The following is a 23,236-nucleotide window of genomic DNA, read 5'->3' as shown; positions in this document are numbered from 1 at the left end:
CCACGCGCAGCGTGGCGGGCCGGCCACGTCCCGCGGATTTGCGACAATGGCGGGTCGAGCAACACGCAGGCCACACACAACGCATGACCCAGGCACACGACGGCGGCTGGATCCCCGTACGCAAGGACTTCGTCGATCCCGCCGCGCGCTGCCACGCGCGCGGCGCCAGTCGCCGCCATCACGGCTTTCCGGAAGGCCAGGCTTATATCCTGCGCGATGCCGCCGGGCACGAATACCCGTTCGGCGAGGACTGCGCGCGCGCCGCGCTGGCGCAGCCGGCCCTGCTGCGGCAGGTGCCCGACTACACCGAGCGCGACGTGGTGCCGCGCACGGCCTTGCCGGAGCTGCCCGCGGCGCCGCGCCGGCGCGACCCCGCGCAGGCCCGTGCGGCCGAACGCGCCGCGGCGATCCGCTACCTGGTGCTGCGCATGGAGAAGGTGGCGGCGGTGCCGCGGGTGCAGCCCACCGTGCGCTTCCCGGCGCTGGAGGACGTCTACGAGCAGTACCAGCGCAGCGGCGACATCGCGCCGGCGCAGGTGCGCCGCATCCTGGCGATCGAGCGCAGCCCGTCGACGCCGCCCCGCCTGCGCGCGACCAACCTGCTCGACGTCTATACCGCGCATGTGAAGCTGGAGCGGCTGATCGCGGCATCCACCAGCGTCGACAACATCCGCTTCCTGCGCAGCCTGCATGACTGGCTGGCGCGGCACCTGGTGCTGACCGCGGCGCAGCTGGCCGCGGCCGGGATCGCGATGCATCCGCAGGCGTTCACGTCGGCCGGCATCTGGGGCCCGGAAGCCGAGGCGCCGGCCGCGGCGGGCAGGTTCCAGTCCGGGACGCTGTTCTAGCCGCGACTGGCGGGACCCGCCGAATTGGCGTCTAATGCCTGCATCGCATCCGCGGGTGACGCCATGAGCCATTTTTCTCGCAGCTACGCCGAAGCGCGCAAGACCTTCCTGGACGCCGCCCGCGGCGCGGGCGCCGCCCTGGCGCAATTTCCGCATCCCACCCGGCGCGGCAGCGCCGGCGAGGACCTGGCGATCGACGTCGCGCTGGCCGGCGCGCCCGAGGCGCGGCGCTGCATCATGGTGACCTCGGGCACGCACGGTGCCGAGGGCTTTGCCGGTTCCGGGGCGCAGGCAGCGCTGCTGCACGACGCCGCGCTGCTTGCCGATTGCGCCGCCGCCGACGCCTGCCTGCTGCTGGTGCATGCGGTCAATCCCTACGGCTTCTCCTACCTGCGCCGGGTCAACGAGGACAACGTCGACCTGAACCGCAACTTCATGGATTTCACCCAGCCGCTGCCGCATAACGCCGCCTATGCCGAAATCGCGCCGCTGCTGCTGCCGGCGCAATGGCCGCCGTCGGAGACCGACCAGGCGCAGCTGATGAAGGCGGTGGCCGAGCGCGGCATGGCGTGGTACCAGGCCGCGGTCAGCAGCGGCCAGTACCAGGATCCGGGCGGCATGTTCTACGGCGGCGACAAGGCCACCTGGAGCAACTACACGCTGTGCCGCATCCTGGCGCGCTTCGGCGCCGGCCGCGCGGCGCTGCGCTGGATCGACGTCCATACCGGCCTGGGGCCGTGGGGCTACGGCGAGCCCATCCACATGGGCCCGGACACGCCCGAATCGATCCGGCGCACGCGCGCCATCTGGGGCGAGCGCGTGACCTCGATCTACGATGGCTCGTCCACCTCCGCCAACCTGACCGGGCTGGCCTGGCATGCCGTGCCGCAGACCCTGCCGGCGGTGGACTACGCCGGCATCGCGCTGGAGTTCGGCACGCTGCCGGTGGGCGAGGTGCTGGATGCCCTGCGCGGCGACCACTGGCTGCACCGGCATCCCGAGGCCGACGAGAACCAGCGCGCGCTGGTGCGCCAGGCGATGTGGCGCGCCTTCTATGGCGATGCCGACGACTGGCGCGACGGCGTGGTGGCGCAGGTAACCGACGCCGTGCGCAGCACGATCGCGTCCGCCTAGCGAGTGGGGTTCAGGCCGCAAGCGTCATCTGGTATTGTCCGGGCTTGGCGGTAGAGTGCCGAGCCAGGCACTGCCGCCATGCCCTGGCCGGGGCGTGCCGCGGCCGGGCCAGGAGCCAGACCAACACCAAGAACAACACGGAAGCGGCCGCGGCGCGGTGCGCTTCCGGCATCAGCTCGGCAGGGAGGCCGGTGCGATGACGCTCTACGAACTGAAACCCAGGTTCCAGGCCTGGCTGCGTCCGCTGGTGCAAGACCTGGCGCAGCGCGGCGTGACCGCCAACCAGGTCACGCTGGGCGCCGCCGCGGGATCGCTCGCGGTCGGCGTGCTGGCTACGCTGGGCATGCTGGTGGCCGAGACCCCGGCGCTGTTTCTGCTGTTTCCCCTGTGGTTGTTCGCGCGCATGGCGCTCAATGCCATCGACGGCATGCTGGCGCGCGAGCATGGCCAGCAGAGCGTGCTGGGCGCCTACCTGAACGAGCTTGGCGACATGGTCTCGGACCTCGCACTGATCCTGCCGCTGGCTGCGCTGCCCGGTTTCAGCCTCGGGCAGGTGGGCACCTTCGCGCTGCTGGCGCTGATGGTCGAAGCGGCCGGGCTGATCGGCCCGCTGGCCGGCGCCAGCCGGCGCTACGACGGCCCGCTGGGCAAGAGCGACCGGGCCTTCGCGGTCGGCGCGATCGCGCTGTGGGCGGGCCTGGGCCTGGGCTTCGGTGCGGCCGCCAGCTGGCTGTGGCTGCTGTTGTCGCTGTTGTCGCTGCTGACGATGGCCAACCGGGTGCGCCGCGGCATTGCCGAGGCACAGTCCCGCCTTGCGGAGTAGCGAGATGGACCGACTATCGACCCGCCAGCCGCAGCAGCGGCAATTCGAGACCCACGACGGCCAGGCGATTTTCTATCGCCACTGGCCCGCCGTGGAAGGGCCGGCGCGCGGCGCCGTGGTGCTGTTCCACCGCGGCCACGAGCATTCCGGCCGGGTCGCCCACCTCGCCGACGAGCTCAACCTGCCCGGCTACGACATCTTTGCCTGGGACGCGCGCGGCCATGGCAACTCGCCCGGCGAGCGCGGCTACAGCCCCAGCCTGGCGGATTCGGTGCGCGACATCCAGACCTTCACCACGCATATCGCCGAAGTCCACGGCATTGCGCTGGAACGCACCGCGGTGATTGCACAAAGCGTGGGCGCGGTGCTCGCCGCCACCTGGGCGCACGACTACGCGCCGCCGATCCGCGCGCTGGTGCTGGCGTCGCCGGCGTTCAAGGTCAAGCTGTACGTGCCGTTCGCGCGGCCGGGCCTGAAGCTGATGCAGCGCCTGCGCGGCAAGTTCTTCGTCAACAGCTACGTCAAGGCCCGGTTCCTGACCCACGATCCCGAGCGCATCGCCAGCTATGACAGCGATCCGCTGATCACGCGCCCGATCGCGGTCAATATCCTGCTCGACCTGTACCAGACCGCCGAGCGCATCGTCGCCGATGCGGCCGCGATCACGGTGCCCACGCAGTTGCTGATCTCGGGCGCCGACTGGGTCGTGCACCGCGGGCCGCAGGACCGCTTCTACGAGCGCCTGGGTTCGCGCACCAAGGAACGCATCGTGCTGGACGGCTTCTACCACGACACCCTGGGCGAGCGCGACCGCAAGCCGGCGGTCGATGCCGCGCGCCGCTTTATCCTGCGCGAATTCGACACGCCGTCGGCGCCGCGCTCGCTGCTCGATGCCGACCAGATCGGCCCGTTCCGCGAGGAAGCGGACCGCCTGGCGTCGGCGCCGGGCGCGCTGGCCGCCTGGTACTGGCGCGCGGCGCGCGCCAACCTGAAGCTGGGCGGGATGCTGTCCGACGGGGTGCGGCTGGGCCATGAGACCGGCTTCGACTCGGGCTCCACGCTCGACTACGTTTACCGCAATACTCCATCCGGCCGTGGCGCGCTGGGCCGGCTGGCCGACCGGCAATACCTCGACGCGATCGGCTGGCGCGGCATCCGCCAGCGCAAGGTCCACGCCGAGGCGCTGATCGCCGAAGCCGTGCGGCGCCTGCGCGAGGCCGGCATGCCGGTGCGCATGGTCGATATCGCCGCCGGCCACGGGCGCTACGTGCTGGAAGCGCTGGGCGCGCTGGAGGGCGGTGCGGCCGCGGTCGAGTCGATCCTGCTGCGCGACTACAGCGCGCTGAACGTCGAACAGGGCCGCGCGCTGATCGCCGCCAAGGGCCTGCAGGACGTGGCCCGCTTCGAGCAGGGCGATGCCTTCGACGGCGACAGCCTGGCCGCGCTGGCGCCGGCCCCGACGCTGGCGGTGGTGTCCGGCCTGTACGAGCTGTTCCCCGACAACGCCATGGTGCGGCGCTCGCTCGACGGACTGGCGCGCGCGGTGCCGCCGGGCGGCTACCTGGTCTATACCGGCCAGCCCTGGCATCCGCAGCTGGAGTTCATCGCGCGCGCGCTGACCAGCCATCGCGCCGGCGCCGCCTGGGTGATGCGGCGCCGCTCGCAGGCCGAGATGGATGAACTGGTGCGGACCGCCGGCTTCGACAAGGTCACGCAGCGCATCGACCCGTGGGGCATCTTCACCGTCAGCCTGGCGCGCAGGCGCGGCGCATGAGCACGGTGCCGACGCAGGCCGGCGTCGACGCGCACCCGCGGCGGCCGTGGGGCCTGGCCTGCCTGCTGCTGGCGCTGGCCGGCGTGTTCTTCTTCTCCAGCTATGGCTTCGCCAACTGGCTGGCGAGCCAGCGCGCCAACGTGCCGTCGTTCTACTTCGCCTGGGAGCGCGGCATCCCGTTCCTGCCATGGACCATCGTGCCGTACTGGTCGATCGACCTGCTGTACGGCATCTCTTTCTTCGTGTGGCGCAGCCGCGCGGCGCTGTTCACGCATGTCAAGCGGCTGGTGCTGGCGCAGTTGGTGTCGGTGGCGTGCTTTATCGCCTTTCCGCTGCGCTTCAGCTTTGCGCGGCCCGATGCCGACGGCCTGCCGGGCCGGCTGTTCACGCTGCTGGGCGGCTTCGACCTGCCGTTCAACCAGGCGCCGTCGCTGCATATCAGCCTGCTGGTGATCCTGTGGGTTGCCTTCGCGGCGCACCTGCGCGGCGGCTGGCGCTGGCTGCCGCATGGCTGGTTTGCGCTGATCGGGGTCTCGGTGCTGACCACCTGGCAGCATCACCTGATCGACGTGCCCACCGGCGCGCTGGTGGGCTGGCTGTGCGTCTACCTGTTGCCGATGCAGTTGCCCGCGGCTGCGGCCGGCGTGCCGGATGCACGCACGCGGCAGCTGTCGCGTCGGTACGGCGTGGGGGCGGTGGTGGCCCTGTTGTGCGCGGTGCTCGCGGTGGGCGCATCGGTGACACTGGCGTTCCTGCTGTTGTGGGCCGCGCTGGCGCTGGCCTGCGTGGCGCGCATCTACGCGCTGGCGGCGCCGGCATGGTTCCAGAAGGATGGCGACGGCACCATGGCGCCGGGCGCGCGCTGGGTGCTGGCGCCTTACCTGCTGGGCGCCTTCCTCAATTCACGCTGGTGGACGCGGCGCGCGCCGCAGGCCAGCGCGATCGCGCCGGGAGTCTGGGTGGGCCGCTTCCCGACAACGTCCGAGCTGCGCGCGCTCGGCGCGGATGCCGTGCTGGACCTCAGCGCCGAGCTGCCGCGTTCGGCCACGGCACCCGGCCTGGCGTATCGCTGCGTACCGGTGCTGGACCTGACCGTGCCGACGCCGCAGCAGATCGGGCAGGCGGTGGCGCAGCTCGACGCCTGGCAGCGGCAGGGACGCCGCGTGCTGGTCAGCTGCGCGCTTGGCTATTCGCGCAGCGCGCTGGTGGCGGCGGCCTGGCTGGCGCGCCGGCAGCGCGTGCGCGATGCCGGCACTGCGCTGGCGGCGCTGCGCCAGCATCGGCCTGCCGTGGTGCTCGGGCGCGAGCATGCCGGCGCGCTGCAGCGATTCCTGGACCGTGACGCCACGCGGGAGACTGACGATGGCCGCTGACCAGTACACGTCCATGGGCGCTGACCGCGCGCACCGCACCGGCGCGTGGATCGCGCATGCGGTCACCGGCGCGCTGTCGGGCGCCATGTGGATCGGCGCGGCCGGACTGGCGTTCGCCATACTGGCGGCCTGGCTGGGCGCGGGCAGCGCAGTCCCGCGCTGGGTAGCGGCGCTGGCGCTGCTGCTGGCGCTGCCGCAGCTCTGGCTGCTGCTGCGCGTCGCCATCGACCATCGCCTGTTCGCTGCGCTCGCCAGCGGCGCGCAAGGCCAGGCCGACCTGGCCGCCGACCTGGCCGCCGACCTGAGGCAGCTCGATGCCGCGCTGCTCGAACTGGGCTGGATGCCCGCCGCGCGCGCCGCACGCCCGTTGCCCGAGCGCGCCCGCGGCGCGCTTCGCCTGGTGCGCGCCAGCGCCGTGCTGACCGTGTGCCAGCTGCTGCTGGCCTTGCTAACGCTGATCCTGAGGTAACCAACCATGTGGCTTGCCCGCGCGACGGCGCGCGCCATCATCGTTTTCGCCCGGCTGCTGACGGGCATGCGCGCCAACTGGCAGGGCTGCATTCCCGCCGCGGTGCAGCGCGTCTACTTTGCCAATCACAGCAGCCACGGCGATTTCGTGCTGATCTGGGGCTGCCTGCCGCCCGACCTGCGCGCGGTCACGCGGCCGGTGGCGGGAGCGGATTACTGGCAGACATCGCCGTTGCGCCGCTTTATCGGCCGCGACGTGTTCCGCGCGCTGCTGATCGACCGCACCCGCAGCGATCCTGGCTGCGACCCGGTGGCGCTGATGCAGGCCGGCCTCGCGGCGGGCGATTCGCTGATCCTGTTTCCCGAAGGCACACGCAACACCACCGACGCGCGCCTGCTGCCGTTCAAGAGCGGTATCTACCACCTGGCGCGGGCCTGCCCGGAGGTCGAGTTCGTGCCGGTGTGGATCGACAACCTGAACCGCGTGATGCCCAAGGGCGAAGTGGTGCCGGTGCCGCTGCTGTGCACCGTGACCTTCGGCCAGCCGCTGCGGCTGGCCGCCGACGACAGCAAGGAAGCGTTCCTTGCGCGCTGCCGCGAGGGCCTGCTCGCGCTTGCCCCGGAACTGGAATGAAAGCCATGCCCACCTTGCACTGGAGCCATGAAACCTGGCTGCTGTTCGGCGGCCTGTTCGGTGTGCTGCTGCTGGCTTCCACCGTGACCGCGCTGCTGCGCTGGCGCGTGGCGGGCGGCGGCCAGCACGCGGTGATCGACAACCTCGGGCAGCGCGTGTCGGCGTGGTGGTGGATGATCGGCATCATGGGCGTCGCCTTTGCGCTGGGGCGCACCGCGGTGATCGTGCTGTTCTACCTGCTGTCGTTCTTCGCGCTGCGCGAGTTCGTCACCATCATCACCACGCGGCGCGGCGACCATCGCGCCATCGTCGCGGCGTTCTTCGTGTTCCTGCCGCTGCAGTACGTGCTGGTCTATATCGGCTGGTACGGCATGTTCTCGATCCTGATCCCGGTCTATGCCTTCCTGGTGCTGCCGATCCTGGCCGCGCTGTCGTCCGAGACCACGCGCTTCCTGGAGCGCTGCGCCGGGGTGCAGTGGGCGGTGATGGTGTGCGTGTTCTGCATTTCGCACGTGCCGGCGCTGCTGACGCTGCCGATCCCGGGCTTCGACGGGCGCAACCTGCTGCTGATCGCCTTCCTGGTGATCGTGGTGCAGGGCAGCGACGTGCTGCAGTACGTGTGGGGCAAGCTGTGCGGCAAGCGCAAGATCGCGCCGCTGCTGTCGCCGTCCAAGACCGTCGAGGGCTTTGTCGGCGGGGTTGCCAGCGCCACCGCGCTGGGCGCGGCGCTGTGGTGGATCACGCCGTTCTCGCCGTGGCAGGCCGGCGCGATCGCGCTGGTGATCGCGCTGATGGGCTTCCTCGGCGGCCTGGTGATGTCGGCGATCAAGCGCGACCGCGGCATCAAGGACTGGGGCCACATGATCCAGGGCCACGGCGGCATGCTCGACCGGCTCGACTCGGTGGTGTTCGCCGCGCCGGTGTTCTTCCACATCACGCGCTACTGGTGGGTGCCCTGAGCGCAAGCGCTGCGCCGCGGCGGCTTTACAGCGCCATTTCCGCGCACCACGCCACCACGGCATCGCGGAAGTCCTGGCAGATCGGCGACAGGTAGCCGTCCGCGCGCCACAGCACGGCCAGCTCGTGCTGCCACGATGTGCCCGGGGCGTCGATCGCGGCCAGGCCCTGGCCCTCCGCCTGGCGCAGCATGCGCGGCGGCATGATCCCAAGCAGGTCGGAGTGCCGCAGCAATTCGCCGAAGGCGACCGGCGACGCCGTGCTTTCCACCGCCACGCGCGGCGGCGGCAGGCCGACCGCGGTAAACCGTTCTTCCAGCCACTGGCGCAGGTACAGCGAACTGGCCGGCACCACCCAGCGTTCGCCCGCGAGGTCGGCCAGCGTGCGAAAGCCATCGCGGCGCGGGTGGGCACTGCGGCACACGATCTGCATGCTGAGCGGCCCGAGCGGCAGCCAGGCTACCTCCGCCGGCAGGCTGGCGGGACGCGCGCCGAGGATCAGGTCGGCCTCGCCGTTCTGCAGCATTGCCATCAGGCGCGCGCTCAGGTGCGTCTCGATCGAGAACGTGGCCAGCGGCCGGCTCAGGAAGAACCGCGCCAGCAGCGGCGACAGCAGCGAGGGCAGCAGGTAGGGGATGGCGCCCAGGCGCACCGTGCCCGCGCGCGCGGCGCGCTGTTCGGCCAGCTCGTTGCGCATGTCGCCGGCGGCCAGCGAGATCCGGCGCGCATGGGCGGCGAGGGTGCGGCCCGCACCGGTCGGCACCAGGCCGCGCGGGGTGCGCTCGAACAAGGGCATGCCGGCTTCGCCTTCCAGCCGCGCCAGCGTCTTGGACAGGCCGGACTGGGTCATGCCCAGGGCGTCGGCCGCGCGGTGCAGGTTGCCCTGGTCGATCACGACCAGGAAGGCTTCTAGATCCTCGAATCGCATGGGTCGGGATGGCGCTGGGGGTGCGGGCCATTGTAGCGCCATGCCTGCCAGGACTTGGCTCGCGCCGCGCGGGAATCACGCCGGCCCGGACGCTGGCCTAGACTGCGTGGCATCCCTCGCGCACCGCGCCGCAGTGAAACGGCAACGGCACTACAGAAGGGACCCAGCACAGGAGACAAACCGATGCCATTCCGTTGCACAGGGCTGCGCACAGCCTTGGCCGCCATGTTGCTGGCCGCCATGCCCGCCGTCTTGCCGGCCGCCGCCGTGGCCGCCGGGTCCACCCCCGCCGAGCCCTATCCATCGCGGCCGCTGACCATCGTGGTGCCGTCGGTGGCGGGCAACGTCAACGACGCCGTGGCGCGCCTGATCGGGCAGGAGCTGACCAGGAGCTGGGGCCAGCCGGTGATCGTCGACAACAAGCCCGGCGCGGGCACCACCACCGGCACCAAGTACGTCGCCAGGGCGGCCAGGGACGGCTACACCGCGCTGCTGACCTTTACCGCGCACGTGCAGAACCCTTCGCTGTACCGCGGCATCGGCTATGACCCGATCGCGGATTTCACGCCGGTCAGCGAGGTGGCGGTCTCTTCCACCATCCTTGCGGTGTCGCCGGACTTCCCGGCGCGCACGCTGCCCGAGGTGGTGGCGCTGCTCAAGGCCAATCCCGGCAAGTACCCATATGGCTCTTACGGCGCCGGCACCACCGGGCATATCCTGGGCGAGCTGCTCAAGCGCGAGGCCGGCGTGCAGATGGAGCACGTGGCCTACAAGGGCGGCGCGCCGCTGGCCACCGACCTCGCGGCCGGCCACGTGAAGCTGGGCTTTATTGCCGTGGGCACGGCGATGCCGCTGCTGCAGGGCGGCAAGCTGGTGCCGGTGGCGATTGCCGGCGTCGAGCGCTCGGCCTTGCTGCCCCGGGTGCCGACCTTCCGCGAAGCCGGCTACCAGGGCTTCGAGCCCGAGGCGTGGATGGGCCTGCTGTTCCCGGCCGGCGTGCCGCGGGCTCGGGTCGATGCGCTGTCGCGCGAAGTGGCGCGCATCGTGCGGCTGCCGGAGATCGCCAGGAAGATGCAGGACCTGAACCTGGTGCCGGTGGGCAGCACGCCGGAGGCCTTCGCTACCGTGATGAAGAACGACCGCGACAAATGGAGCCGCATCATCCGCGATGTCGGCATCACGCTGGAGTAAGGGATTGACCATGCAAGACAACGACTATCTGGGGCTGGTCTGCTCGCGCTGGTGCCACTGGAGCGAATTGGAACTGCAGCGCCTGCCGCGCCAGCCGCTTGGGCCGGGGCAGGTGCGCATCCGCGTGCGGCATGCGGGCGTCGGCTTTGCGCTCAGCCTGTTCGTGTCGGGCAAGTACCAGCGCAAGCCGCCGTTGCCGTTCACGCCCGGCACCGAAGCGGCTGGCGAGATCCTGGAGGTCGCGCCGGACGTGACGCGGCTGCACGTGGGGCAACGCGTGGCGGCGGCGCTGGACTGGGGCGGCTTTGCCGAAGAAGTCGTGACGACCGCGGACACGGTTTATCCGGTGCCCGGCGGGCTCACCCTCGCGCACGCCGCGGCGCTGCCGATCACGTACGGCACGGTGTGGGCCGCGCTGGCGTGGCGCGCGGCGCTGCAGCCGGGCGACACCATGCTGGTCCATGGCGCCAGCGGTGCGCTGGGCACGGCCGCGGTACAAGTGGGCAGGCTGATGGGCGCGCGCGTGATCGCCACCGCCAGCACCGCGGCCAAGCGCGAGGCGGCGCTGCGCAACGGCGCCGCGCACGTGCTGGAGCCCGATCCGGCCACGCTGGCGGGCGCGGTCAAGGCGCTGTGCCCGGCCGGGGGCGCCGACGTGGTGTTCGACCCGGTCGGTGGCGATCTCTTCGATGCGTCGCTGCGCTGCGCGGCGCCCGGCGCGCGGCTGCTGTCGATCGGCTATGCCAGCGGCCGCATTCCGGCGGTGCCGGCCAACCTGCTGCTGGTGAAGAACCTCACGCTGATCGGCTTCAACTACGGCTATTACATCGGCTGGGGCCTGACCGATGAGCGCCGCCGCTTTGCGCCGCAGGTGCAGGCCATGGTGGGCGAGATCATGCAGGCGGCCGCCAGCGGCAGGCTGGCCCCACCGGTGCTGCAGCACTTCGCGCTGGGCGACTGGCTGAACGCCGTCGACACCACCATGTCGCGCCGCGCCATCGGCAAGGTCATGCTGGACATCTGAACGGAGCGTACCGATGCACGAAGCACAAGCGGCCCTGGACGACACCATGGGCGATGCCATGTTCGACGGCCTGACCGTGCTCGACCTGAGCCAGGGCATTGCCGGCCCGTACTGCGGCCTGATCCTGCGCCAGCAGGGGGCGCGCGTGATCAAGGTGGAGCCGCCGGGCGGAGACTGGTCGCGGCAGATGGGGCGCATCCGCGCCGGCCAGACCGCGATCGCGGTCGCCTGCAACGCGGGCAAGGAGAGCGTGGTGCTGGATGCGCGCAGCGCCGACGGCCGCGCCGCCATCGTCCGGCTGGCGCAGCGGGCCGACGTGGTGATCCAGAACTTCCGCCCGGGTGTGGCCGAGCGCATGGGCGTCGGCTACGAGGCGCTGGCCGCGCACAACCCGGCGCTGGTCTATGTCTCGATCTCGGGCTACGGCCATGCCGGGCCGCTGGCGAACCGGCCCGCGGTCGATACCACCATGCAGGCCTACAGCGGCCTGATGCACCTGAACCGCGATGCCAGCGGTCAGCCGCGCCGCATTGCCTTTTTCATGGTCGATCTGGCCACCGGTCTGTACGCGTCGCAGCAGGCATCCGCGGCGTTGTACAAGGCCGCGCGCAGCGGCCGCGGCCGGCATGTGCGGCTGTCGCTGCTGGAGACCAGTGCCGCGCTGCAGTCCTACCTGATGGTGGACGACGCCATGTTCCCCCAGGCCGAGCTGGCGGCCGCCAACGCGCCGACCGGGCTGTTCGAGGCGGCCGATGGCGCGCTGTACCTGAGCATGCTCAACGACGCGATGTTTATGCGGCTGGCGACGCTGCTGGGGTTCGACGACTGGCTTGCCGATACCACGCTGCATACCAGCGCCGGGCGGTTGCCGCGCGCGGCGGAACTTGGCCGGCGCGTGGCGCGCGCGCTGGCCGCGCAGCCGCTGGCGCACTGGGAAGCGCTGCTGACCGAGCACGATGTGCTGTTCGCGCGCGTCGGGCATGCGCGCGATCTGCTGGAGAGTGCGCAGTGCGCCCAGGCGGGGGTGTTCGGGCGGCTGCCGCTGGCGGGTATCGGCGAGGTGCCGTGGGCGAATCTGCCCGGCATGGCGGGGCGAGCCGGGCCGGTGGGGAGGGCGCCGGGGCTGGGCGAGCATACCGGGGTGGTGTTGGGGGAGTTTGGGATTCGGGCGTGAAGGGGGCTTGGGTTTGTCGTGCTTGCCGTGCGCGCCCGCACCACCCTCCGGAATTCGTCGATGCCCCAAAAGAAAAACGGACGGTGCGCGATGCGTACCGTCCGTGTTCCATTGTGCGTTGGTAGGCTCGATTGGACTCGAACCAACGACCCCCACCATGTCAAGGTGGTGCTCTAACCAGCTGAGCTACGAGCCTAGCGAAGGCGCGAATTATAGAGAGGCCGGCGCGATTGCGCAAGCACTCCCGCGCGACTTTTTGCGTGCGTGCCTGGCACTGCGCGTCAGGCAGCGGCGACGCGGTCGCGCAGTTCGCGCTTGAGCACCTTGCCGATGGCGCTGCGCGGCAGGCTTTCCACCTCGTGGATCGCTGCCAGCCGCTGGGTCTTGCCGAGGCGTTCATTGGCCCAGGCCAGCACATCCTGCACGCTGGCGCTGCTGCCGGCGTGCAGGGCGACAAAGGCTACCGGGGTTTCGCCCCAGCGTTCCGACGGCACGCCGACCACCGACACTTCGGACACCGCGGGGTGCTGGCGTACCACTGCCTCCAGGTCGCTCGGATACAGGTTGAAGCCGCCGGAGATGATCATGTCCTTCTTGCGGTCCAGCAGCACCAGGAAGCCGTCTTCGTCGAAGCGGCCGATGTCGCCGGTGCGGATAAAGCGCTGGCCCTGCGCGTCATGCCATTCGGTCTCGGCTGTCTTTTCCGGCTGGTTGTGGTAGCCGTTCATCATCGCCGGCGAACGGCCCACCACTTCGCCGGTGCTGCCCGGCGGCAGCTCGCGGCCTTCGTCGTCGATGATGCGGATGTCGGCGTTCGGCGCGGGGCGGCCCACGGTATGCAGCTTGTCGGGGAACTGGTGCGCGTGCAGCAGGCAGCTGCCGCCGCCTTCGGTCATGCCGTACAGTTCGGTCAGCCCGCCGGGCCAGCGGCGCAGCACCTCGGCCTTCAGCGCCGGGCTGAACGGCGCGCTGGTGCAGAACTTCTGGCGGAAGGACGACAGGTCGTGGCGGTCGAAGTCCGGATGCGCCAGCAGGCGCTGGTATTGCACCGGCACCAGCATGGTGTGCGTGACGCGATGCTGCTGCGCCAGCGCCAGGTACTTGCCCGCATCGAACCTGGCCATCAGGATCGCCGTGCCGCCCAGGCCGATGGTTGGGAAGAAGCTGGCCAGCGTGGTGTTGGAGTACAGCGGCGTCGACAGCAGCGTGACCGCGTCGGCGCCGTAGCCCGTGGCTGCGCCACGCGACACATGGGCCCAGCGCATGCCGTGCGACTGCACGATGCCCTTGGGCGTGCCGGTGGTGCCGGACGAGTAGATGATGTTGAGCGGCATTTCCGCGCGGATCTCGGGTTCCGCCACCGGCGTGCCGGCGGGCGCCAGCCAGTCCGCGTATGGCCGGCCCGCCTCGCTGCCGTCCAGCGTGACGACCGGTGTGCCGGCGAGCCTGGCGCGCACCGGCCCGAGCACGTCGCTTACGGTGGCGTCGGTGAAGAGCAGGCGCGCGCCCGCGTCGGCAATCATGCCCGCCAGGCTGTCGGGCGTGGACGAGGGCGCCAGCGGCGCGACCACCACGCCGGCCCGCACCGCGCCCAGGTATACCGCGGCGTATTCGATCGACGATGCGGCGCAGATGGCGATGGCTTCGCCGGGCCGCACCCCGTCGCGGGCCAGCGCCGCGGCAATGCGGTCCATGGCGGCGTCGAGCCCGGCGTAGTCGAGCACGCGGTCGCCATGCATCAGCGCGCGCTGCGCCGGACGCTGCGCGGCGTGCTCGCGCACGAGCACGGACATGGTGGTGAAGGGACGTTGGAGCGGAGTCGGTTGGGTCATGGTCGGCAGGGAAGTGGGGGGCGCCGTGGCGGCACCCTGGGCAGCGGTGGCGAAAAGCGGCGGGCCTTACTGGACCTGCGCGCCGGAGTCCTTCACCACCTTGCTCCAGCGGTTGATCTCGGCGTCGATATGGGTGCGCAGCGCGGCGGGTGTGGAACCGACCGGTTCATAGCCGTTTGCCGCAAGCGTGGCCTTGAGCTCGGGCTGGCGCAGCACGGTGGCGATCTCGGTGCTGAGCCGGTCGATCACCGGCTGCGGCGTGCCGGCCGGCGCCAGCACCGCATACCAGCCGGTAATGCTGATGCCGGGTACGCCGGCCTCGGCCAGCGTCGGCACTTCGGGCGCGACCGCGGCGCGCTGGCTGCCGGTCACCGCCAGCGCCCGCAGCTTGCCGCTCTTCACGTGCGGCAGCGTGGTGGAGATGCTGTCGAAGGTCAGCTGGACCTCGCCCGACAGCATTGCCGTGACCACCTGCGCGCTGCCCTTGTACGGCACGTGGGTCATCTTGATGCCGGCCACGGAATCGAACAGCTCGCCCGCCAGGTGGCCGGTGTTGCCGTTGCCGGCCGAGGCAAAGGTCAGCTTGCCGGGGTTGGCCCTGGCCTCCGCGATCAGCTCCTGCACGTTGTTCGCGCGCAGTGACGAACTGCCGGCGAGGATCATCGGCAGGTTGGCCACCAGCGACACCGGCGCGAAGTCCTTGCGCGTGTCGTACGGCAGCTTGGGATACAGGCTGGCATTGATGGCATGCGCGGCCAGCACCATGATCAGCGTGTACCCGTCGGGCCTGGCGCGCGCCAGCGACTGGCTGGCGATGGTGCCGCCGGCGCCGGGCCGGTACTCCAGCACCACCGGCTGCCCCAGGCGCTCCTGCAGTTTCGCGGCGACAGGGCGCGCCAGCAGGTCGGCGCTGCCGCCGGGCGGGTAGGGGATCAGCAACTGGAGCGGGCGCGCGGGCCAGGTTTCGGCGGCGGCGCTGAACGGCAGCGCCAGCGACCCGGCGGCCAGCATGCCGGCCAGGCCGCTCACGAGCCATGCACGGCGGCCCCGGACGGGGCGCAGGGAGGATGCCATCGATGTGTCTCCTTGTGATGCGGCCGCGGGGCGCGGCCGCCGTCCCATGTCGCGGGCCGGGACGTCGATGTCACAAACGGTAAAGCGGGATGCGCGGCAGCGGAATTCTTAAATTGATAAGTCTGGCTTTTTGAAGGCGAAGCCCGTGGCGATGGTGCTGGTGATCCGCGCGCCGCCCCGCTGCAGCAGAGAGGCCGTCCGAATGGCGCTCAGTGGGCCGGATGCGGCGGGCTGAAGAAATACGGGATCAGCGACACCGCGACCAGCACCGCCGCTGATGCAAAGATTGCCGCATAGGTCGAGGCCACCGGCCAATGCCGGACATGCCCGGCGTTGGCGATCATCCCGAACGCCCACGACGCCAGCGCCGAACCCAGGAACACGAAGGTATTGAGCAGCCCCAGCCCGCGTCCGCGCTGCGACGGCGGGATCAGCCCGCGGCCCTGCGCCATCACCAGCGGGTGCAGCATGCCGATGGTCGACAGCAGCGCCATCATCGCCACGCCAAAGCCGATGCCGCGGTCCGGCCACAGCGTCAGCAGCAAGGCCCCCGCCATGGCAAAGCACGACCACCCGGCGATGGTGGTCTTGAGCGTGCTGCGCCGCACCAGCACCGGCAGCAGGAAGGCGGTCAGGAAGCCGGCCAGGCTCAGCAGCGTCAGCGCCACGCCGCGCGGTGCCGAGCCCAGGCCGAACACATCGGCCAGGTAGGGCCCGCTCCACGCGTTGCGGAACGCGGTGCCCGCGGCCATCGCCACGCACAGCGGAATCAGCGTCCACAGCGGCACCAGCTTCAGCAGCTGCAGGCTTTCCGACAGCATCGCCGGCCACGACGCGTTGCGGGCCTCGGCATGGCCCTGGTCGCGCACGCAGCGCCATACGCCATAGCAGGCCGCCACCATGCCCAGCGCCGACAGCGCCATCGAGGGGCGCCAGCCGACCAGCGCGACGGCCCAGCCCAGCGGTGCGGTCGCGCACAGCGAGCCGACCATGCCGGTGGCGTTGGAGCGGCTGACCACGCGGGTGTAGTCGCGTTCGGACAGTTGTTCCGAGGCGAAATGCAGCAGTCCCATGAACACCGGCGCGCACGCCAGCCCTAGTCCCACCTGCGCCAGCGTGGCCGCGGTGCCGTTGGGCGCCAGCACGAACAGGATCGACGACACCGCGCCCACCGCCAGCAGCAGCGCGGTCGGACGGCCAACGCCATAGCGGTCGAAGGCGATGCCCACCGGGATCTGCGCGACGGCAAAGGCCAGGAAGAACGACGAGGACAGCGCGCCGAAGCCCGCCGGCGACAAGCCGAAATCGTGCTGCAGCTCCGGCGCCATCACCGCCAGGCAAGAGCGGAAGAACTGGCTGAGCGCGAACGCGAAGGTCAGGATGGCGATGCCGCGCACGGCATACGTGGCCGTGTGGCGGGCGGGCAGGGCGCCGGTGCCGGGAGAAGATCCGGGAGGGGGGATATGGCTGGGGGTCACGGCGTCTGTGGCGCTATCTCTGCAGCGAGTGTAGGGCCTGTGCCCGTTGCCGGATCAACGGTTGGCCGGTGTTCGCCCAGATTGCGATGGGGTACTCCCTCTCCCGCTTGCGGGAGAGGGGAGCAAACAAGCGGTTCGCTGATCCTTGTCAGCCCGGCAGCGCGTCGTACGTCAGCAGGAACACCTGCTCGTCCCCCGCGCTGACCGGCAGCCATACGATCTCCAGTTCCGGGAATGCCGCTTCGACGTTGGCATGCTCGTTGCCGATCTCGACCACCAGCACGCCGCCCGGATTCAGCCGCGCCTTGGCGCCGGCAATGATCCGCCGCACCACGTCCATGCCATCGTCGCCGCCGGCCAGCGCGATGCGCGGCTCGGCCTGGTATTCGGCCGGCAGCGCCTGCATCGACGCCTCGTTGACGTACGGCGGGTTGGTCAGGATCACGTCGTAGGTCGCGCCATGCGGCAGCGGCGCGTACAGGTCGCCTTCGTAGAGACGGATGCGGTCGTCCATCTTGTAGTCGGCCACATTGCGGCGCGCCACGGCGAGCGCATCGGGCGAGATGTCGACGGCATCGATCTTCGCGTGCGGCCACACATGCGCGGCCAGGATCGGCAGGCAACCCGAGCCGGTGCACAGCTCCAGCACCGGGCCGATGCTGCCGCTCTCGCCGACCCAGGGCTCCAGCCCTTCCTGCAGCAGTTCGCCGATAAAGCTGCGCGGCACGATCACGCGCGAATCGACGTAGAAGCGCAGGCCGTGCATATAGGCCTCGTGCGTGATGTAGGCGGCCGGCACGCGCTCGTTGACGCGGCGGTCGATCACCTTCAGCACGGCCTCGACTTCCTCGGGCAGCAGCCGCGCATCGAGGAATGGGTCGAGCGTATCGAGCGGCAGGTTCAGCGTATGCAGCACCAGGTAGGCCGCCTCGTCGTAGGCGTTGGCGCTGCCGTGGCCGAAGGACAGGCGTGCGGCGGTAAAGCGCGACACGGCCAGGCGCAGCAGGTCGCGCACGGTGCGCAGGGGAGAGGGCGTTGCCATGGATGGGTTGTCTTTGCGAAAAAATCAGGCGATCAGGCGTTCCAGCACGCCGCGGTACACGTTCTTCAGCGGCTCGATAAAGCGCACTTCGACGTGTTCGTCGATCTTGTGGATGCTGGCGTTGGGCGGGCCGAACTCGATCACCTGGGGGCAGATCCTGGCGATAAAGCGCCCGTCGGAGGTGCCGCCGGTGGTCGACAGCTCGGTGTCGAAGCCGGTCTCGGCCTTGATTGCCGACGACAGCGCCTCGGACAGCTCGCCGCGCGGCGTCAGGAAGGGCTCGCCGCCCAGGGTCCAGTCGAGCGTGTAGTCAAGGCTGTGGCGATCGAGGATGGCATGCACGCGCGCCTTCAGGCCCTCGGGCGTGCTGGCCGTCGAGAAGCGGAAATTGAAGTCGATGGTGACGTGGCCCGGGATCACGTTGGTGGCGCCGGTGCCGCCGTGGATGTTCGACATCTGCCAGCTGGTGGGCGGGAAATACTCGTTGCCCGCGTCCCACACTTCGGCGGCCAGTTCGGCCAGCGCCGGGGCGGCGTCGTGGATCGGGTTGCGGCCCAGGTGCGGGTAGGCGATATGGCACTGGATGCCCTTCACCGTGAGCTTGCCCGACAGCGAGCCGCGGCGGCCGTTCTTGACCATGTCGCCGAGCGCGTTGACCGAGGTCGGCTCGCCGATCACGCAGTAGTCCAGGCGCTCGCCGCGCGCGGACAGCGCCTCCACCACCTTGATGGTGCCGTCGTGCGCCGGGCCTTCCTCGTCGCTGGTGATCAGGAAGCCGATCGAGCCGGCATGCGCGGGATGGGCCTTGACGAATTCTTCCACCGCCACCACGAAGCCGGCGATCGAGGTCTTCATGTCGGCCGCGCCGCGGCCGTACAGCTTGCCGTCGCGGTGGGTCGGCGCGAACGGGTCGGAATGCCACTGCTCCAGCGGGCCGGTCGGCACCACGTCGGTATGACCGGCGAACACCAGCAGCTTGCCGTCCTTGCCCTGCGTGCCGCGCTTCACCGCCCACAGGTTGGTCACGCGGAAGTCGTCTGGCCCGCTGACCAGCGCTTCGCAGTCGAAGCCGATTGCCTTGAGGCGGGTTTCCAGGATGGCCTGGCAGCCTTCGTCGGCGGGCGTGACGGAGCGGCGGCGGATCAGGTCTTCGGTAAGGGCGAGGGTGGGGTTCATCGGACGGCGGAATCGGAAATCAGAACTGGCTGGCGTACTGGTCGGCGGAGAAGCCGACCATCACCTTGCCATCGTGGGCCAGCACCGGGCGCTTGATCAGCGACGGGCTTTGCTGCATCAGCGCGATCGCGCCGGTTTCTTCGTCGGCGCGGGCCTTGTCGGCATCCGACAGTGCGCGCCAGGTGGTGCCCTTGCGGTTGAGCAGCGTGGCCAGCGGCACGTGCCGCAGCCAGCCGCGCAGCATGGCTTCATCCACGCCCTGCTTCTTGAAGTCGTGGAAGGTGTAGGCCACGCCGTTGGCATCCAGCCAGGTGCGGGCTTTCTTGACGGTATCGCAGTTGGGAATGCCGTAGAGCAGGACGGTCATGGAAGGTCTCGTTACTTTCACTGCCATTCCCGCCTGCGCGGGAACGACGGGCGTTTCAGCGGAACAGCAAATTCAGCGCAATGACCAGGCTGCCCAGCCCCAGCGCCACGCCGCCCATCGCCACCGCAGTCATCAGGCGCAGGCGCCGGTCCAGCCGGGCAGCTTCCTTGCGCAGCGCGTCAACGGTAATCGCATGCTGCTCGGCCAGCAGCTTGACGGCCTCGGCCTGCTGCACCAGCGCGGCTTCCAGTTCGGCGATGCGGGCCGCCGGGTCGCGCGCGTCGGCCACCGCGCCTTCGGTCGTGCCGTCCTTGCGCTTGTTCTTCTTCAGCTTCTCGAGGGTCTTGTTGGCCTGCTCGAGAATGGTGGGCAGCAGGGACAGCACGGTGCTGACGGTGGTGGGATCCAGGGCCATGAGTCGCTTGCGGAGGGAGGGCATGTTCAGCCTGGCCAGGCGGGTGACGACGGTAAATCGGCCCCGGAGCAGGGCCCCGGGGCGGCGCGGCCCATGCGGGCCGCGAGCGGCGATCAGTCGCCGCGCAGCAGGTCGTTCAGGCTGGTCTTGGCGCGGGTCTGCGCGTCGACCTTCTTCACGATCACGGCGCAGTACAGGCTGTACTTGCCATCCTTGGACGGCAGGTTGCCCGCCACCACCACCGAGCCGGCCGGCACGCGGCCATAGTGGATCTCGCCGGTTTCGCGGTCGTAGATCTTGGTCGACTGGCCCAGGTACACGCCCATCGAGATCACCGAGTTTTCCTCGACGATCACGCCTTCCACGACTTCCGAACGGGCGCCGATGAAGCAGTTGTCTTCGATGATCACCGGGTTGGCCTGCAGCGGCTCCAGCACGCCGCCGATGCCCACGCCGCCCGACAGGTGCACGTTCTTGCCGATCTGCGCGCACGAACCGACGGTGGCCCAGGTGTCGACCATGGTGCCTTCATCGACATAGGCGCCGATGTTGACGTACGACGGCATCAGCACCGCGTTCTTCGCGATGAACGAACCGCGGCGGGCCACGGCGGGCGGCACGACGCGGAAGCCCGCCTTGGCGAAGTCGTCGCCGCTCCAGTTGGCGAACTTGGTCGGCACCTTGTCGTAGAACTGGGCAAAGCCGCCGGCGCTCATCGGCGCGTTGTCTTCCAGGCGGAACGACAGCAGCACGGCCTTCTTGACCCACTGGTTGACGATCCAGTCCTTGCCTTGCTTCTCGGCCACGCGCAGGGTGCCGGCATCGAGCTGGCCGATGACGTTGGCGACGGCCTCGCGGATGTCGTTGGGGGCGGACTTCGGCGACAGGCTGGTGCGGTCTTCCCAGGCCTGGTCGATCAGGGCTTGCAGTGCTTGCGTCATGTTAGGTTCTCAGGTGGTGAATGTTGAAATTTTGCCAATTGTGTTCTCCCTCTCCCCTCAGGGGGAGAGGGTCGGGGAGAGGGGTGGTCTAGCAAGGCATCCCGCTAGCAGAACCGCCTGCCCTCTCCCCCGGCCCCTCTGCCGCTCGCGGGAGAGGGGAGCAAACCGGCGGCCGGGAGAAGTCTCAGCCCAGCGATTTGCAGAATTCCACGATCCGCCGCGCCCCCTCCACGCATTCCTCCGGCGTCGCCACCAGCGCCATGCGCACGCGGTTGGCGCCGGGGTTGAAGCCGTCGGCCTCGCGCGCCAGGTAGCTGCCGGGCAGCACGGTGACGTTCTGTTCGGCCAGCAGCCGCGCGGCGAATTCGGTATCGGAGAGGCCGGTGCGCGAGACGTCGGCCCACAGGTAGAAGCCGGCATCGGGCAGCGCCACGTCGAGCACCTCGGCCAGCATCGGCGTGACTTCGCTGAACTTGCGCACATAGGCGGCGCGGTTCTCGCGCACATGCGACTCGTCGTTCCACGCGGCGATGCTGGCGCTCTGCACCGCCGGGTTCATGGCGCCGCCGTGGTAGGTGCGGTAGAGCAGGAACTGCTTCAGCAGCGCGGCGTCGCCCGCAACAAAGCCCGAGCGCAGGCCCGGCACGTTGGAGCGCTTGGACAGGCTCGAGAACACCACCAGGCGCTCGAAGGGGTTGGCCCCGTTCGCACGGCCCAGCTTGTGCGCGGCCTCGAGCGCGCCCAGCGGCGCGCGGCCCTCGTCGAAATAGATCTCGGAGTAGCACTCGTCCGAGGCGATCACGAAGCCGTAGCGGTCGGACAGCGCGAACAGCTGCTGCCAGTCTTCCAGCGACAGCACCGCGCCGGTCGGGTTGCCGGGCGTGCAGACAAAGAGCAGCTGCACCTTCTGCCAGACGTCGTCGGCAATGCGGTCGAACGCCGGGGCGAAGTTGCGCGCCGGGTCGCTGTTGGCGAATACCGGGGTGGCGCCCGCCAGCAGCGCCGCGCCTTCATAGATCTGGTAGAACGGGTTCGGGCACAGCACCAGTGCGCCCGGACGGCTGCCGTCGACCACGGTCTGGGCAAAGGCGAACAGCGCCTCGCGCGAGCCGGTCACGGGCAGCACTTCGGTGGCGGCGTTGACACTGGGCAGGCCGTAGCGGCGCTCCAGCCAGCCCGCGATGCACTGCCGTAGTGCATCGGAACCGGCCGTTGTGGGATAATTCGCCAGCCCCGCAAGCGACTCTGCCAGCGCTTGCTTGATGAATGCCGGCGTCGGATGCTTGGGTTCACCGATGCCGAAGCTGATGGCCGGCTTGTCGGCAGCCTTTACTTGCGCAAAGAGCACCCGCAGTTTCTCGAACGGGTAGGGCTGGAGCAGGTCGAGGCGCGGATTCACAGTGTCAGTCGGGGCCGGTTAAAACGACGCATTATAGAGGAACGGCGCGGGTTTCCGTGCGCGGTCCCGGCCCGCCAGGCGGTCTTTGGCGAGGGTTGGGCCGGCATGGATGGCGGGCATCACGCCACGGTGATGCCGCCGGCGCCGTCCGGACGCTGCCCGCCGCGCATGGCGGGCGCTCCGGCTCGCCTCGCACCGATTCCCTTTATGAGCACAAATTCCGTTGCGGCGCCGCTGGCGCCGGCCGACCGCCATGCGGTCAAGGCATCGCTTTCCATCCTGATCGGCGCCTCGGTGTGGGGCATCGCCTGGTTCCCGTACCGCGTGCTGGCCGGCTGGGGGCTGGGCGGCATGCATGCCGCGGCGCTGGTCAGCGCGGTGGCGGCGGTGCTGTCGCTGCTGGCCTTCCGCCGCCACCTGGGCGGGTTGCGCCCGCACTGGCTGTTCGTCGCGATCGGCCTGGCGGCGGGCGTGACCAACGCCGGCTTCGTCTGGGGCAGCGTCAACGGCCATGTGATGCGCGTGCTGCTGCTGTTCTACCTGACGCCGGTCTGGACCGCGCTGTTCGCGCGGCTGTTCCTGGGCGAGCGGCTGTCCGCGGCCGGGCTGGCGCTGGTGGGGCTGGCGCTGTTCGGCGCCGGGCTGATGCTGTGGACGCCCGCGGTCGGCGTGCCGCTGCCGGGCTCCGCCGCGGAATGGTCGGGGCTGATCGGCGGCATGGGTTTTGCCGTCAACAACGTGCTGTCGCGCCGCGCCGGGCAGCGCTTTCCGGACACCGACGCCCGCGTGCGCACGGTGGTGGTCTACCTGGGCTGCACCGTGGTCGGCGTGCCGGCCGCGCTGCTGCTCGACGGCCCGGCGGTGGCGGTGGTGCCGGGCGCGCAGGTCAGCGCGGCGATGCTGGTGCTGGGGCTGGCGGCGGTGCTGGTGGTCAGCAATTCGGTGGTGCAGTACGGGCTGCAGCGGCTGCCGGCCAACCGCGTGTCGCTGCTGATGCTGTTCGAGATTGTCATCGCCGCGCTGTCGTCGTGGTGGCTGGCCACCGAGGTGCTGAGCTGGAAGGAGGCCGCGGGCGGGCTGTGCATCATCGCCGCCGGGGCCTTGTCCGGGCTGGTTCACCGCAGCCGCGCCGCGCCCGCGCCGGAGGCAGGCGCGGAGGCCGCGGCCTGCCACTAGCCCGGGCGC

22 protein-coding genes and 1 tRNA gene are annotated in these 23,236 nt (G+C 70.3%); 12 read left to right on the top strand and 11 right to left on the bottom strand.

What is annotated here, in order from left to right; all coding sequences use genetic code 11:
* Nucleotides 1–83 precede the first annotated feature (83 nt).
* From RALTA_RS08285 to RALTA_RS08250, 8 genes are all read left to right on the top strand, one after another.
* A complete protein-coding gene (locus RALTA_RS08285) occupies nucleotides 84–848 on the top strand; it encodes a hypothetical protein (protein ID WP_012352984.1) in 765 nt (254 codons plus the stop codon).
* A gap of 63 nt (nucleotides 849–911) precedes the next feature.
* Complete coding sequence (locus RALTA_RS08280) at nucleotides 912–1,982, top strand: M14 family metallopeptidase (RefSeq protein WP_012352983.1); 1,071 nt, start codon at nucleotides 912–914, stop codon at nucleotides 1,980–1,982.
* Nucleotides 1,983–2,178: 196 nt separating this feature from the next.
* Entirely contained in the window at nucleotides 2,179–2,805 is a 627-nt protein-coding gene (locus RALTA_RS08275; RefSeq protein WP_012352982.1) for a CDP-alcohol phosphatidyltransferase family protein, read from the top strand.
* 4 nt (nucleotides 2,806–2,809) lie between these two features.
* On the top strand, nucleotides 2,810–4,579 hold the full coding sequence (locus RALTA_RS08270; RefSeq protein ID WP_012352981.1) for a bifunctional alpha/beta hydrolase/class I SAM-dependent methyltransferase: 1,770 nt from the start codon (nucleotides 2,810–2,812) through the stop codon (nucleotides 4,577–4,579).
* Nucleotides 4,576–5,952, top strand: coding sequence for a phosphatase PAP2/dual specificity phosphatase family protein (locus tag RALTA_RS08265; protein WP_012352980.1), 1,377 nt, complete (start codon nucleotides 4,576–4,578; stop codon nucleotides 5,950–5,952). Before RALTA_RS08270 ends, RALTA_RS08265 begins: the two co-directional genes overlap by 4 nt.
* Nucleotides 5,942–6,421: a hypothetical protein gene (locus RALTA_RS08260; RefSeq protein WP_242405226.1), complete on the top strand. Its 480-nt coding sequence runs from the start codon at nucleotides 5,942–5,944 to the stop codon at nucleotides 6,419–6,421. The genes RALTA_RS08265 and RALTA_RS08260 overlap by 11 nt, the downstream gene beginning before the upstream one ends.
* A gap of 6 nt (nucleotides 6,422–6,427) precedes the next feature.
* Entirely contained in the window at nucleotides 6,428–7,054 is a 627-nt protein-coding gene (locus RALTA_RS08255) for a lysophospholipid acyltransferase family protein (protein ID WP_012352978.1), read from the top strand.
* Nucleotides 7,051–8,013: a phosphatidate cytidylyltransferase gene (locus RALTA_RS08250; RefSeq protein ID WP_025584547.1), complete on the top strand. Its 963-nt coding sequence runs from the start codon at nucleotides 7,051–7,053 to the stop codon at nucleotides 8,011–8,013. The genes RALTA_RS08255 and RALTA_RS08250 overlap by 4 nt, the downstream gene beginning before the upstream one ends.
* 25 nt (nucleotides 8,014–8,038) lie before the next feature.
* Here RALTA_RS08250 and RALTA_RS08245 read toward each other — a convergent pair whose 3' ends face one another.
* Nucleotides 8,039–8,938, bottom strand: coding sequence for a LysR family transcriptional regulator (locus tag RALTA_RS08245; RefSeq protein WP_012352976.1), 900 nt, complete (start codon nucleotides 8,936–8,938; stop codon nucleotides 8,039–8,041).
* Between the two features lie 183 nt (nucleotides 8,939–9,121).
* On the opposite strand from RALTA_RS08245, the gene RALTA_RS08240 reads away from it, so the two are divergent.
* The 3 genes from RALTA_RS08240 to RALTA_RS08230 are packed head-to-tail and all read left to right on the top strand — an operon-like array spanning nucleotide 9,122 to nucleotide 12,327.
* On the top strand, nucleotides 9,122–10,129 hold the full coding sequence (locus tag RALTA_RS08240; RefSeq protein WP_012352975.1) for a tripartite tricarboxylate transporter substrate binding protein: 1,008 nt from the start codon (nucleotides 9,122–9,124) through the stop codon (nucleotides 10,127–10,129).
* 10 nt (nucleotides 10,130–10,139) lie between these two features.
* Nucleotides 10,140–11,153: an NADPH:quinone oxidoreductase family protein gene (locus RALTA_RS08235; protein WP_012352974.1), complete on the top strand. Its 1,014-nt coding sequence runs from the start codon at nucleotides 10,140–10,142 to the stop codon at nucleotides 11,151–11,153.
* 13 nt (nucleotides 11,154–11,166) lie between these two features.
* A complete protein-coding gene (locus RALTA_RS08230) occupies nucleotides 11,167–12,327 on the top strand; it encodes a CaiB/BaiF CoA transferase family protein (RefSeq protein WP_012352973.1) in 1,161 nt (386 codons plus the stop codon).
* Between the two features lie 119 nt (nucleotides 12,328–12,446).
* Here RALTA_RS08230 and RALTA_RS08225 read toward each other — a convergent pair.
* From RALTA_RS08225 to dapC, 10 genes are all read right to left on the bottom strand, one after another.
* Nucleotides 12,447–12,523: transfer RNA gene (locus tag RALTA_RS08225), tRNA-Val, on the bottom strand.
* Between the two features lie 85 nt (nucleotides 12,524–12,608).
* On the bottom strand, nucleotides 12,609–14,159 hold the full coding sequence (locus RALTA_RS08220) for a class I adenylate-forming enzyme family protein (protein ID WP_012352972.1): 1,551 nt from the start codon (nucleotides 14,157–14,159) through the stop codon (nucleotides 12,609–12,611).
* Nucleotides 14,160–14,225: 66 nt separating this feature from the next.
* A complete protein-coding gene (locus tag RALTA_RS08215; protein WP_012352971.1) occupies nucleotides 14,226–15,233 on the bottom strand; it encodes a Bug family tripartite tricarboxylate transporter substrate binding protein in 1,008 nt (335 codons plus the stop codon).
* Nucleotides 15,234–15,442: 209 nt separating this feature from the next.
* Complete coding sequence (locus RALTA_RS08210; RefSeq protein WP_012352970.1) at nucleotides 15,443–16,711, bottom strand: MFS transporter; 1,269 nt, start codon at nucleotides 16,709–16,711, stop codon at nucleotides 15,443–15,445.
* 148 nt (nucleotides 16,712–16,859) lie between these two features.
* The gene (gene prmB / locus RALTA_RS08205) at nucleotides 16,860–17,753 is read right to left on the bottom strand and encodes a 50S ribosomal protein L3 N(5)-glutamine methyltransferase (RefSeq protein ID WP_012352969.1); all 894 of its coding nucleotides are present in this window, start codon (nucleotides 17,751–17,753) and stop codon (nucleotides 16,860–16,862) included.
* A gap of 24 nt (nucleotides 17,754–17,777) precedes the next feature.
* Nucleotides 17,778–18,929: a succinyl-diaminopimelate desuccinylase gene (gene dapE / locus RALTA_RS08200; protein WP_012352968.1), complete on the bottom strand. Its 1,152-nt coding sequence runs from the start codon at nucleotides 18,927–18,929 to the stop codon at nucleotides 17,778–17,780.
* Nucleotides 18,930–18,948: 19 nt separating this feature from the next.
* Complete coding sequence (locus RALTA_RS08195; RefSeq protein ID WP_012352967.1) at nucleotides 18,949–19,296, bottom strand: ArsC family reductase; 348 nt, start codon at nucleotides 19,294–19,296, stop codon at nucleotides 18,949–18,951.
* 55 nt (nucleotides 19,297–19,351) lie between these two features.
* Nucleotides 19,352–19,735, bottom strand: a complete 384-nt coding sequence (locus tag RALTA_RS08190; protein WP_012352966.1) for a hypothetical protein — start codon at nucleotides 19,733–19,735, stop codon at nucleotides 19,352–19,354.
* An 89-nt stretch (nucleotides 19,736–19,824) separates the two neighbouring features.
* Nucleotides 19,825–20,652 carry a 2,3,4,5-tetrahydropyridine-2,6-dicarboxylate N-succinyltransferase gene (gene dapD / locus RALTA_RS08185; RefSeq protein ID WP_012352965.1) on the bottom strand — a complete coding sequence of 276 codons (828 nt, stop codon included), beginning with the start codon at nucleotides 20,650–20,652 and terminating at the stop codon, nucleotides 19,825–19,827.
* Nucleotides 20,653–20,836: 184 nt separating this feature from the next.
* Nucleotides 20,837–22,051 carry a succinyldiaminopimelate transaminase gene (dapC, locus tag RALTA_RS08180; protein ID WP_012352964.1) on the bottom strand — a complete coding sequence of 405 codons (1,215 nt, stop codon included), beginning with the start codon at nucleotides 22,049–22,051 and terminating at the stop codon, nucleotides 20,837–20,839.
* Nucleotides 22,052–22,258: 207 nt separating this feature from the next.
* Here dapC and RALTA_RS08175 point away from each other — a divergent pair, with 207 nt between their 5' ends.
* Nucleotides 22,259–23,227 (top strand): DMT family transporter, encoded by a 969-nt coding sequence (locus tag RALTA_RS08175; RefSeq protein WP_012352963.1) that lies wholly within the window; start codon nucleotides 22,259–22,261, stop codon nucleotides 23,225–23,227.
* Nucleotides 23,228–23,236 lie beyond the last annotated feature (9 nt).

This window comes from Cupriavidus taiwanensis LMG 19424 (genome assembly GCF_000069785.1).
Classification (GTDB): Bacteria; Pseudomonadota; Gammaproteobacteria; order Burkholderiales; family Burkholderiaceae; genus Cupriavidus; species Cupriavidus taiwanensis.
Note: the sequence above shows the minus strand (reverse complement) of the source record. Positions and strands in the feature narration are given on the sequence as shown.